The organism is Pseudoalteromonas luteoviolacea (genome assembly GCF_000814765.1).
GTDB classification, from domain to species: Bacteria; Pseudomonadota; Gammaproteobacteria; order Enterobacterales; family Alteromonadaceae; genus Pseudoalteromonas; species Pseudoalteromonas luteoviolacea_H.
This window is the reverse complement of the sequence record NZ_JWIC01000003.1, coordinates 385,859-397,588: the sequence shown is the minus strand read 5'-3', so window position 1 is coordinate 397,588 and position 11,730 is coordinate 385,859. Positions and strand designations below refer to the sequence as shown.

Below are 11,730 nucleotides of genomic sequence, written 5' to 3'. Positions count from 1 at the left end.
CTGAACGAGCCCAGCATCACGCTGGGCTCTTACACTTAATTACAAATCCTAAACAATTGCCTACCTTGGTGTTCAGTTTTCATTCAATTAAATCCGCCTATCTTTCATGTGGTTAAACATTAACTACTCATACCAAAAACAGCATATATTAAGGACTAAAAATGCGAAAATTACTCATAGCTCCATTAATCACTTTACTCACAGCCTGCGGAGGCAGCGGTGGTAATGATAATTCAAGCAATACAATCCCCCCCGACCAGACCAAAGTCAAAATCAACCTGTCGCTGAAAATAATGCCCCCACAGTAGTGATCACAGGCGAGACCATTGCGCTATCTCAAGAGTCCATCACATTATCAACTCAGCTTGCTGATGCAGAGAACGATGACTTATCGATGAACTGGAAAAGCTCATTAGCCGATGTCACGTTTAAGCAAAATTCACTCTCTGAGACAATAGTGACTTTTCCTACTGTGACTGAGAAAAAAAACATTGTAATAACCTGTGAAGTATCAGACGGAGTCAATCAAGCAGTAAGTAAAAACTTTAACATCACCCTTTACCCTGAAAGCATCGGTGCACACATCCAAATGGCTGATGAATATAAGTTTGAAGGCGGCAGTAATGTCAGCATCAATGTGCCTTTCGAAACAACATCCACGATAAAGTCGGTCACTTGGGACATTGAAGGCTTTGATCCTGACTATCAAGAAGTGACTAATAGCTTAGCAGATACACATGGCGACTCCTCGCTTAACCTCCAACTTCCCGCAGTCACCGAAGTCATAGAGTTCTTCGTGACCATCATTATTGAAACAAACAGTGGCGCACACAAACAAACGGCAAAAATAAAAGTTTCTTCAGCTGATGGGCCAGTATTAACGGTTGCGCTTGCACAAGGGTATGTGGTGTCTTCGAAATCACATTTGAGCATCGTGCCGACGGTTGCAAATTCAGATGATATCATTAGTTATGCGTGGAGTTGGGCCCCAGAACCACAACCCACAGAGCCTTCATCTACAAAACGTATTTATCAATTTTACGCACCGAATGTTGAGCAAGAAGCTGACTTTGACGTGTCATTAGCAGTCACGATGAAAGGGAATATTACAAAAACAGCAACCACAACAGTTAAAGTATTACCTATACCCGCCGACAATACACTTACACTCTCTAGCTCTCACGCCCTTGCCGCTGCTGGTCAAACCGTCATTATTAAAAGTAACCTAGAAGATACCTCTGAGGTGGAGTCTGTAACTTGGGATATTGATGGTGGCTTTGATAAAAGCTTGCTAGTAGAAGCGCCTAATCAGCTTACAATAGAACTGCCAGAGCCTGACGACCTTAAAAAGCTTCATCATGTGCATTACGAAGTTAAATATAACTCTGGCGTTACCAAAACCGCTAAGACCACTCTAGTATATCTCAGTAAGTCAGCAACAAGAGGAGAAATTCAGCTTAAAAATGAGTATCAAGAATTTGATATCTATCCACAACAAGAAGTGACTGCCAATTACACTCTCACAAGTAGTGTTCCGTTAGACAGTGTGCGCGTAGTTGCTGCATTTGGCACATATACTTATGACAAACTTGAATCTGAGTATCTTGATAATAATCTTGCAATTACAGTGCTAGATAATGACGTACCTTTAGCTGGTAGACGATTTTTCAAGATTATCGCTAAAGCAGGGTTAGCAGAAAAAGAGTTTAATATCACTGCACACGCATACGACTCTTTACTTCGAGCCTATTCTGGCATCGACGAGGTATTTATTTCCGGTGACCGCATCTCTGTTTTCGGGCAATTAGTTCACGTGGACGATAAACGTGAGTATACGCCTAACTGGTCTTCAGATACTGCAAGATTTACATTTGAAAACCCACAAACGCTGACCAATGAAGCAATCATAAATGAGGCTTTTCGTCCGGGAGCTGGCACCATTAAATTGAGGTTATCAAGCCAAGATGAAAATGCGACCGCAACTCATAGCGAGCTGCAAATCAGATTTGTTGACGACATAACTATCAAAGGAAGCAAATACCGCTGCACAGTGAAAGATCGTATTTTACAAGAGTGCGTCGATGAAAATGAACAACTGCATTTTGAACACCCACCAGCACAGCTAAAACAAGTGATCACACGAGGCAGTTATGTCTGCTTACTAGGCTATGACGGTAAAGTTCAATGCGATGGTGAACAAGGAAATCCCGTGCTTGAAACCCCGAACTTAACCGATATTGTTAGACTCAATGCTGTTGGTCCAGAAACGGCATGTGGACAACGTCAAGATACGAACTGGCAATGCTGGGGGAAAAATGCAACAGAGATTGACAGCTTGCTTGAGATACCAGGTCAAGTACATCAGATATTAAACCTAAATGAACAAACTTGCCTAGTTCGAGATGGGCGGATGCAATGCTATCAAAGCGGTCAAAAAATCTTTGAAAGTACAGGTAAATTTGTATCAACGTTACTCGAAAGAGATGGTCAAATTTGTTACCAGCCTAAAAGTTCATACACTGTAAGCTGCCCACTCAGTCACTAAGCTAATAGACTCACCTCCGTCAATTCACAGGTGAGTCCCAAAAAGAGCTTAATTACAAATCATTATAAAAATAATCTATTTATATTAATTTTAAATTGTGAATTAGGTTATTTTAACTAGTGTTCTTTACAAACGCAGAGAATGCAGACACACTAGAACAAGTGTCTTGTAATTCTCTCGTATTATGAAATTTTCCTCTTTAATTATCGTTTTAATTACGTTTTTGTTAACTGCTTGTGGCAATGAAGAAGCTGGCCGAGGTGATAAAGATACTCCGGGCTTTGCCGCCACGATGTACTTTGACGCCCTTTACAATAAAAAAGATATGAAGGTGGCGTTAGATCTTGCCACACCAAGACTTGCGAGGATCATGCGCTCATACGGTACGCCCTCACAATTCACCAGAAATCTTGTTAACATGCAATTTGACCATGTCACAATAGAGCTCGATATGACCAATAAAAGTTTGAGAGAGCAATATGGTAAAAAAGCGAAAGTGAATCTGATTTTTACAGGGCAATTGCACGGAAATCAAGTCGACGATATGCGCAGCGTGCAAATGGTCAAACGTAAGGGCAACTGGTATGTAGATAAAATTAACCCAGACCCTTACGCGCGATAAGCGAATTAAGAAGCGCTCGATACATCGACACTGAGCGCTTCATCACACAACTGTAACCACTCTGCTAGCAATTGTTTGTCCCCTTCAGAAATAACACCCGCTTCACAGGCTTCTCCCAATTGCTCTGTCACCGATTTATCGTATAACTTCACACTCTGCTTTTTTTGCCACCTTAAAAAGTCGTGATACGCTGAGGTCACTTTTTTCGACAAACTCAGTGCCGACTCCAACTTTTCTAACCCAAGCATTTTTTGACTAGGACATAATGCGCTGATCCTTAATCGCGTAGTGTGGTTTTCATATACACTCGCACATAACGCTTTGACCTGCTCATCAGACATCTCTTGAGCACGAGTACCAAAAGGGAAAAAGACACGTTTCACGATACTCCGAAGCCCCCTAGGTAAAAAGTTATCGACAAAGCTTTTCATCGCGCGACTGTAACTAGATAGGTGATAAGACATCGCAGCGTGCAACAATGGTAAATCCCCACACTGATGCCCGTCATCCTCATACTTTTTCAAAACACAAGATGCTAAATATAAATGACTGAGCATATCTCCAAGCCGAGCCGACTGCATCTCACGATATTTTAGCTTTCCACCAAGCTTCAACATGGCGATATCACTTAAAGAGGATAACACTTGGCTATACCAAGTCAGTTTTTGATAATAACGGGCCACATCACCGCTCACAGGGCTTCGTACAAATCGCCCTACAGTGAGTCCATTAAGCAAGGCTTTTACTGCATTTTTGCCTGAGTGTGCGATATGCTCAACAAGTAATTTATCGAATACTTTCAAACCCTGCTCAGAATCTGCCATCTGCGCCGCTTCCATCTCTTGCAAAATAAAAGGGTGACAGCGACTGGCCCCTTGACCGAATATCATCAAGTTTCGGGTGAGTATGTTAGCACCTTCAACTGTAATGCTAATTGGCATGCCTGCATAATGGTTAGCTAAATAGTTGAGCGGCCCCTTTTGTATTGCCTTACCACCATGAATATCCATCGCATCATTGATCACCATTCTTGCTTGCTCTGTTAAATGATATTTGGCAATGGCCGTTATCACCGATGGTTTTTTCTTCAAATCCACCGCAAGCGCCGTGTTCTCTCTCGCGGCTTCAATACTGTAAGTTAACCCATAAATTCGAGCAGCCGCACTTTGTACCCCTTCAAATTGACCTATTGGTTGCTTAAACTGATAACGAAGTTGACTATAAGCTGAAGTCGATTTTGCGCATAACTGCGCGGTACCGGCGCTCAAAGCAGGCAGAGAAATCCCCCGCCCCGCACTTAGACAAGAGACAAGCATGCGCCAGCCTTTTCCTACGCCACTTTCACCTCCAATCACCCAATCCAGGGGAATGAAAACGTCCTTACCTGAAGTTGTACCATTCATAAACGCCAAACCCATTGGATCGTGACGCCCTCCTTGTGTAACCCCTTTATGTGAAGTTGGGATCAGTGCACACGTAATGCCGCGCTCAACTTGTTCGTCCAGTAATTTATCTGGGTCATACACTTTAAAAGCCAAGCCTAGTACATCAGCCACAGGAGCAAGCGTAATATAACGCTTCGACCAGGTCACCTTTAAACCCAATACTTCTTGACCTTCGAACTGTTGACGACACACTGTCGCATGGTCGGTGATCCCACCGGCATCGGAACCTGCATGCAACGACGTCAATGCAAAACATGGCAATACTTCACCACTTGCCAATTTTGGTAACCACTGCGCCTGCTGTGCCTGTGTGCCAAAGTGCAGCAGTAATTCCGCAGGGCCCAAGCTATTTGGCACCATCACTGTAACTGCGGCTGACAAGCTGCGCGTCGCAATGGTAGACACAATGACAGAGTTAGCCTGAGCACTAAATTCCTTTCCCCCAAAACTTTTTGGAATAATCATCGAGAAAAAGCCTTTTTCACGCAGAAATTGCCATGTTTCTTTGGATAAATCGCCCCGAGCCGTGATGTCAGTCTCGTCAAGCATCGCCATCAACTCTGACAATTCGTTATTTACAAACGCTTGCTCTTCATCGGATAAGCGAGGTTTACCCGACTTCAACCACATGTTCCAGTCAGGTTTGCCGCTAAATAAGCTGGCATCCCACCATGTATCCCCGGCTTTCATTGCTTCTTTTTCAGTGTCAGAGAGTTCAGGTAAAGCACATTTAAAATAATTAAATGTCGGTTTTGAAATCCATTTTAGGCGTATATCTTTTACCGCGAATATAACCCAAACTGCAATAATTAATAATAAAATTAGCCACATGAGTGTTGTTCCCCAACTAAGTATCAAAGATAAGTATGGATGAAAAACACACTAACTCAATAATTCACTCGCTTTGTTGATCTAGAAGTAAAATCAGCGGTTTTAAGTGCGATTTCCCTTCTGGTTTGACGTCATATAATTGAGCACATTAGCAGACGCTGCTATCATCACCGCTCTATATAACAGAAAGTGAAAACACAATGTCAGCAAAATTTAAACTCAGCCTAAGCGCAATTTTTGTCGCTGGGGCACTCTCACTGAGTGGCTGTAACTCTACAACAACGACACAAAAACTAACTGAAAAAGACGCTGAAATATTCCTAGCCGAAGCCGAAAAACAACTACAAGATTTATCTGTTAGAAGCGGCAGAGCAGCATGGATTTACGCTAATTTTATTACTGAAGATACCGCCGCGTTATCGGCAGAAGTAGGCAGAGAGTACACAGCAGCGCTGGTTGCACTTGCTAACGAAGCCGCTAGATTTGATGACTTAGAATTAAACTACGACAACCGTCGAAAACTTGATAAGTTAAAGCTTAACTTAACACTCCCTGCGCCTAAAGATCCGCAAAAAACTGCACAGCTTGCAAAACTATCAGCTGAACTAGATGGCCTCTATGGTAAAGGTAAGTACTGTAATAACGGTACTTGTATGAGCTTAGGTGACATGACAGCTAAAATGGCCACGAGCCGCAATTACGAAGAATTGTTAGACATCTGGCAAGGCTGGCGCGAAGTATCAAAGCCAATGCGTCCGCTTTATAAAGACCTTGTGTCATTAGCAAATGAAGGTGCTAATGAGTTAGGTTATGCTGACACTGGTGCAATGTGGCGTAGCAAATACGACATGCCAGCAGATGATTTTGCCAAAGAACTCGACCGTATTTGGGGTCAAGTGAAACCGCTTTATAACTCACTACATTGCCACGTGCGCGCAAAGCTTGGCGAAAAATATGGTGAAGACAAAGTACCACAAGACCAGCCTATCCCTGCACACCTGCTAGGTAACATGTGGGCGCAAACTTGGGGTAACGTGTATGACTTAGTGGCTCCAGAAAATGCCGATCCAGGTTATGATTTGACCCAGCTTCTCAAAGAGCATGACTACGATGCAATTAAGATGACCAAAGGCGCTGAGAAGTTCTTTACCTCTATGGGCTTTGAGCCCCTACCTGAAACTTTTTGGACACGTTCACTATTCTTAAAGCCGCAAGACCGTGATGTTCAATGTCACGCATCTGCTTGGAACTTGGATAATAAAGATGACCTGCGCATCAAAATGTGTATTCAGCAAACCGGTGAAGAGTTCTCAGTTATTCACCATGAGCTGGGCCATAACTTCTATCAGCGCGCATACAACAAGCTACCTCTTTATTACCAAGAAAGCGCCAATGATGGTTTCCACGAGGCCATTGGTGACACCATCGCATTATCGGTTACGCCGGGTTACTTGAAGGAAATCGGTCTACTTGAACAAGTACCTGATGAATCTAAAGACATTGGCTTATTGATGAAAATGGCGATGGACAAAGTTGCATTCATTCCATTTGGTCTACTCGTCGACCAGTGGCGCTGGAAAGTCTACTCAGGTGAAATCAGCCCAGAGCAATACAACCAAGCTTGGTGGGAACTGCGTGAAAAATATCAAGGTGTAAAAGCGCCGGTAGCACGAACAGAGAATGATTTTGACCCAGGTGCAAAATATCACGTACCGGGCAATGTGCCATACACTCGCTATTTCTTAGCACATATCTTGCAATTTGAATTCCACAAATCACTGTGTGAAATTGCAGGTAGTAAAGAAGCCATCCACCGCTGTTCAGTTTACAACTCAAAAGAAGCTGGTGAGCGCTTGAATACCATGCTTGAAATGGGTAGCAGCCGTCCTTGGCAAGAGGCCCTAGAAACAGTAACAGGTAATCAGCAAATGGATGCGACTGCAATTCTAGATTATTTTGCGCCTTTACAAGCTTATCTTGATGAGCAAAACAAAGGTCGTCAGTGTGGTTGGTAATAATTAACTAAAACACCATAGCGCAGCACCTTGCTGCGCTATTTGTTTCTGCTGCCATATTCTGCAACACTTTTTTGCTTCCTCCTCTGATAAATTCAAGCTAATGTATTGATCTGAATGAGGAGATCTTATGAATTTTCAACGCACTTGGTTATTTAGCCAATTTGAGCTTACGCGTCTATTTGCCACAAAGCGTGGTTGGCTCGCTATTACCGCATTTTTTCTTGTCTGGCTTATGGTCTTGCGCTATCCCATCTATAACGCGGTACCATATATTAATAGCTATGAATTTTCAGACATTGTCGGGCAAGTCGCAGGCACCGTCGGTCTGTCTGATTTAATATACTGGCCTGAAGCAGAGCTTGCAATGTTCTGGCTCATTGGCCTATTTACTTTCCCTATGTTCGCTGTATTTGTCACTGCTGATCAAACCGTTGAAGATAGAAATAGAGGTACTTTAAGGTTTTTAACCACGCGCAGCACACGACTTGAAATTTTACTTGGTCGATTTGCTGGGCAAGTGATGATATTAGGGTCACTTATCGCCCTTGTCACCATAGCTACACTTGCCATGATGCTCTATCGAGATGCGAGTTTATTGCCATCAGCTATGACTAAATCCGTTGCGATTTGGGGCAAGCTGCTACTGACCTGCCTACCCTTTATTGCGCTGATGAGCTTACTGAACCTTGTCACTAACTCAGCAAGAATGAGTATCGTCTTTTCGATATTGTTTTTTACCATAGTGGCGTCTGTGATCAGCTATCTCGGCGTGCAGTATCCTATGCTTGACTGGTTAAATTACCTTATACCTGGACACCAAGTTACCGAGCTGACCGGTTGGCGAAATACCCCCGTATTTGCTTATCTACTTCCAGCATGCCAAACACTGGTGTTGCTTAGTATTGGACATGTTTTATTAAAAGGGAGAGATTTATGAGCACAGTCATTGAAGTAACCTCTTTGAGCAAAAAGTTTGGTACAAAACAGGCACTGAACAATGTTGCGTTTACGATAAACAAAGGCAGCACGGTGGCGTTAGTTGGCCCAAACGGAGCGGGTAAAACAACTTTATTCAGCATTATTTGCGGGTACTTAAAGCCATCTAACGGGTCAATTAATGTGCTTGGTCACCCCCCAGGCGATGCTAATTTGTTTGGTAAGATCTCCGCACTCCCTCAAGATGCACAACTTGACCCAAAATTTTCAGTCGCAAAGCAACTGAGCTTCTTTGCTCAGTTACAAGGTATGTCGAGCAAAGCGGCCGAAGCTGACACACAGCGCGTGTTAGAATTAGTCGACTTAGTCCATGTTGCCAACTCAAAAACTGGCGAGCTATCTCACGGCATGCGAAAACGCGTGTGTATTGCACAGGCATTACTAGGCAGCCCTCAAGTAGTCTTGCTTGACGAAGCCACCGCCGGACTAGACCCAAAAAACGCCAAAGCAATTCGTACCCTCATTGCCTCTTTACAAGGTGATATGACGTTCATTTTGAGCTCACACGATCTCAGTGAACTCGAGCGTCTTTGTGATACCGTGCTTTATCTGGAGCAAGGTCAACTTTCAAGCCATCAAAGTGATCTTTACCAAAGTGAACAAGGCAGCTTTGTTACTTTGCAAATGCTAAATCTAGACACGCCAATGAAAGATAAAATTGCACAGCTCAGTGGTGTAAAAAATATCAAACAAACCCAATCTGATGAGCTTGTTATTGAATACGACAAGCAAGATGAGCCGTTTGATTTATCTTTACTCACCTTGATCCATGAAAATAGTTGGACTTACAAACAACTGGTCAATGGCAGAACGCTCGAAAACCAGTTATTTGTCGATTAGCAACATGATATATCGTGATATGGACCATGCTGTGTGTATTTATTTAGGAGTGAGATGCCGATGAAAACACTCAGACTGGTCCGTCATGCAAAATCAAGCTGGAAAAACTCATCCCTTGATGACTTTGATAGACCACTCAAACCAAAAGGGGTTGCACGGGCAAAGAAACTAGCAGCGACACTTGGGTCATTGCCAGATACACAAATCATGACAAGCCCAGCAAAGCGCGCAATAGCCACTGCCAAAATTTTACATCGCGGCTTAGCGCCCACAAATGACTTGTTGCTATGCGATACGCTTTATACCTTCGACTCAGAGGCATTATTACAGACCATTATACAGTGTCATGATTGTTTTAATGATATTTGTATTGTCGCCCACAACCCAGCTATCACCGCTGTGGCAAACCGCTTGGGCGTACCTAAGCTCAATAATGTTGTGACGTGCGGCTATGTTGAATTTAGCCTCAATGCATACAACTGGGAACAGGTCGCCACTACAAAAATGAATTATATTAGACATTTATATTTAGATTAAGATTAAGACTTGACCCCCTTTTTTAGGAACTAGTATATTTGGTTAATAACATCGTAAGGAAAACCATGCAGTTTGTTCAACTAACTAGTCAAAGCGCAGGACTTGCAGCGCTATTTAATGAAATTGATACTTTAATGAATAGCCTCTACCCCGCAGAGGCCAACGATCTAGTGCCTATCGACGAAGTGGATAACCCCAATACTTATCTCATCGGTCATTACCATGAAGAGGAACTCGTCGCCTGTGGCAGTTATATCGTTAAACAAGACCAATCAAAATACGCGGAGTTAAAACGCATTTACGTCAAACCCTCTCAACGAGGTAAGGGCTTGGCAAAAGCCATCGTGCAACACCTCCTCACGCAGGCCAAAATACAGGGACTCAAGCAAGTCAAACTCGAAACCGGCGATCAACAACATGCTGCAATTAAATTATATGAAGCGCTTGGATTCGAATTCTGTGATGCGTTCGGGCAATATCGTCAAGAACCCTCTTCAGTTTTTATGCAGCTTCCATTGAAACAGTAAATACATATTCAAAAGTGCTTGCTAATGCTAGCTTCACTGTATCTAATACGCCAATAACACGGTACGCAATGAAGTGAAAACGAACAATGAAAACAGCAATTGTACTCGGCGCGACAGGCCTGATTGGTAAGAGCTTGCTACAGCAGCTTGCAGAGCAAGCAGCAGTTGAAAAAGTCGTCGCCATTACACGGCGACCTGTTAATTATCCATCAGATAAGATAACAAACCAGGTCATCGACTTTGATAACTTGAGTCAATTCGCCCATATATTTCGAGGTGATATGCTGTTCTCTTGTTTGGGCACCACCAAAAAACAGGCAGGCTCAATTGCAAAGCAAAGAACCGTCGACTTAGACTATCAGCTTCAAGTTGCTCAACTTGCTGCCCAAAACCAGATAAAGCATTATTTTTTGGTCTCTTCCAGTGGTGCCAATGCCAATAGCCGCAGCCCATACCTTCAAATGAAAGGTGAACTTGAACAACATGTGAAACCGCTGCACTTTGACACGGTCAACATCTTCCAACCTTCATTACTGGTTGGCCACAGAGCAGATACACGCATAGCGGAAACCCTCGGAAATTATCTATTACCGACACTCTGTAAACTGCCTTGGCTGAAAAAGTACCGTCCAATCTCTGGACAACAAGTTGCGAAAAAAATGGTATCCGTGGCGATGGCAGAGCACAAAAAAACTCAAACCCATGCACTGGATGTGTTATTCGATTGCTAGCAAAATTAGAGGTCATCGCCTTACTTGTATAACAGAAATTCGAGGGAATGAATTGTTACCCCAAGATCACAGAATATTGATTAAATTCGTTTGGCATAGGCGCTAAGATACAACTTGATTTAGATTCAATTACGGCCAGCCTGCGTGGCGTAGCCCGCGCATTCACACTGGAGCTCAACACCTTGAACACGTACCCGCCATTTAAGCTTTGTGTCCGACTTTTTAGTATCAGCTTCAAATTTATGGGTAAGATTACGAGAACAGGCTGACTGCACTTCTGCCGACGCTTGGGATTTTGAAATAGACAACGGATACCCCAATTCGACACACGCGCCCATGACGAATTTTTGCTCATCATGCATCACATTGTAAATGCCATTTGATATACTGGACTTTGGCACACTCTGTACTCCGCTCCCAGTGCTTTGCGAGTTCTGATTGCCCTCACATCCAGACAGTATAAAAGTAGCTACGATTAGGGTAGACCCCGTTAATACATTCAGTCTGTCCTTGATTGGCATATTAAATTCCCTCACTTTAAACCTGCGAAACTTAGATATTAGTGTAGAACCCTCGCACAGTTGTGCCGTTAAATTTCTTCATCTGTCATAATATTTCCTTTAAAAGGTACTTATTAA

10 protein-coding genes are annotated in these 11,730 nt (G+C 43.1%); 8 read left to right on the top strand and 2 right to left on the bottom strand.

Annotation, left to right across the window (positions count from 1 at the left end; all coding sequences use genetic code 11):
• The first annotated feature begins 307 nt into the window (after positions 1-307).
• Positions 308-2,545 carry a hypothetical protein gene (locus tag JF50_RS03000; protein ID WP_039608007.1) on the top strand — a complete coding sequence of 746 codons (2,238 nt, stop codon included), beginning with the start codon at positions 308-310 and terminating at the stop codon, positions 2,543-2,545.
• A gap of 184 nt (positions 2,546-2,729) precedes the next feature.
• Positions 2,730-3,167: a hypothetical protein gene (locus JF50_RS02995; RefSeq protein ID WP_080760087.1), complete on the top strand. Its 438-nt coding sequence runs from the start codon at positions 2,730-2,732 to the stop codon at positions 3,165-3,167.
• 5 nt (positions 3,168-3,172) lie between these two features.
• Here JF50_RS02995 and JF50_RS02990 read toward each other — a convergent pair whose 3' ends face one another.
• Positions 3,173-5,443: an acyl-CoA dehydrogenase gene (locus JF50_RS02990; protein ID WP_039608005.1), complete on the bottom strand. Its 2,271-nt coding sequence runs from the start codon at positions 5,441-5,443 to the stop codon at positions 3,173-3,175.
• Between the two features lie 200 nt (positions 5,444-5,643).
• Here JF50_RS02990 and JF50_RS02985 point away from each other — a divergent pair, with 200 nt between their 5' ends.
• From JF50_RS02985 to JF50_RS02960, 6 genes are all read left to right on the top strand, one after another.
• The gene (locus JF50_RS02985) at positions 5,644-7,458 is read left to right on the top strand and encodes a M2 family metallopeptidase (RefSeq protein WP_039608004.1); all 1,815 of its coding nucleotides are present in this window, start codon (positions 5,644-5,646) and stop codon (positions 7,456-7,458) included.
• A gap of 130 nt (positions 7,459-7,588) precedes the next feature.
• Positions 7,589-8,398: an ABC transporter permease gene (locus tag JF50_RS02980; protein WP_039608003.1), complete on the top strand. Its 810-nt coding sequence runs from the start codon at positions 7,589-7,591 to the stop codon at positions 8,396-8,398.
• Entirely contained in the window at positions 8,395-9,297 is a 903-nt protein-coding gene (locus tag JF50_RS02975) for an ABC transporter ATP-binding protein (protein WP_039608002.1), read from the top strand. Before JF50_RS02980 ends, JF50_RS02975 begins: the two co-directional genes overlap by 4 nt.
• A 60-nt stretch (positions 9,298-9,357) precedes the next feature.
• Positions 9,358-9,834, top strand: a complete 477-nt coding sequence (locus JF50_RS02970) for a SixA phosphatase family protein (protein ID WP_052262105.1) — start codon at positions 9,358-9,360, stop codon at positions 9,832-9,834.
• Positions 9,835-9,899: 65 nt separating this feature from the next.
• A complete protein-coding gene (locus JF50_RS02965) occupies positions 9,900-10,361 on the top strand; it encodes a GNAT family N-acetyltransferase (RefSeq protein WP_039608001.1) in 462 nt (153 codons plus the stop codon).
• Between the two features lie 86 nt (positions 10,362-10,447).
• Complete coding sequence (locus JF50_RS02960) at positions 10,448-11,092, top strand: NAD(P)H-binding protein (protein ID WP_039608000.1); 645 nt, start codon at positions 10,448-10,450, stop codon at positions 11,090-11,092.
• 125 nt (positions 11,093-11,217) lie between these two features.
• Here JF50_RS02960 and JF50_RS02955 read toward each other — a convergent pair whose 3' ends face one another.
• Positions 11,218-11,613, bottom strand: coding sequence for a hypothetical protein (locus JF50_RS02955; RefSeq protein ID WP_039607999.1), 396 nt, complete (start codon positions 11,611-11,613; stop codon positions 11,218-11,220).
• Between the last annotated feature and the right edge of the window lie 117 nt (positions 11,614-11,730).

Bases quoted from the DNA above. Each gene is read 5' to 3' on its own strand.
- JF50_RS02995 (WP_080760087.1), top strand. From the start codon at position 2,730: ATGAAATTTTCCTCTTTAATTATCGTTTTAATTACGTTTTTGTTAACT.
- JF50_RS02990 (WP_039608005.1), bottom strand. From the start codon at position 5,443: ATGTGGCTAATTTTATTATTAATTATTGCAGTTTGGGTTATATTCGCG.
- JF50_RS02985 (WP_039608004.1), top strand. From the start codon at position 5,644: ATGTCAGCAAAATTTAAACTCAGCCTAAGCGCAATTTTTGTCGCTGGG.
- JF50_RS02980 (WP_039608003.1), top strand. From the start codon at position 7,589: ATGAATTTTCAACGCACTTGGTTATTTAGCCAATTTGAGCTTACGCGT.
- JF50_RS02975 (WP_039608002.1), top strand. From the start codon at position 8,395: ATGAGCACAGTCATTGAAGTAACCTCTTTGAGCAAAAAGTTTGGTACA.
- JF50_RS02970 (WP_052262105.1), top strand. From the start codon at position 9,358: ATGAAAACACTCAGACTGGTCCGTCATGCAAAATCAAGCTGGAAAAAC.
- JF50_RS02965 (WP_039608001.1), top strand. From the start codon at position 9,900: ATGCAGTTTGTTCAACTAACTAGTCAAAGCGCAGGACTTGCAGCGCTA.
- JF50_RS02960 (WP_039608000.1), top strand. From the start codon at position 10,448: ATGAAAACAGCAATTGTACTCGGCGCGACAGGCCTGATTGGTAAGAGC.
- JF50_RS02955 (WP_039607999.1), bottom strand. From the start codon at position 11,613: ATGCCAATCAAGGACAGACTGAATGTATTAACGGGGTCTACCCTAATC.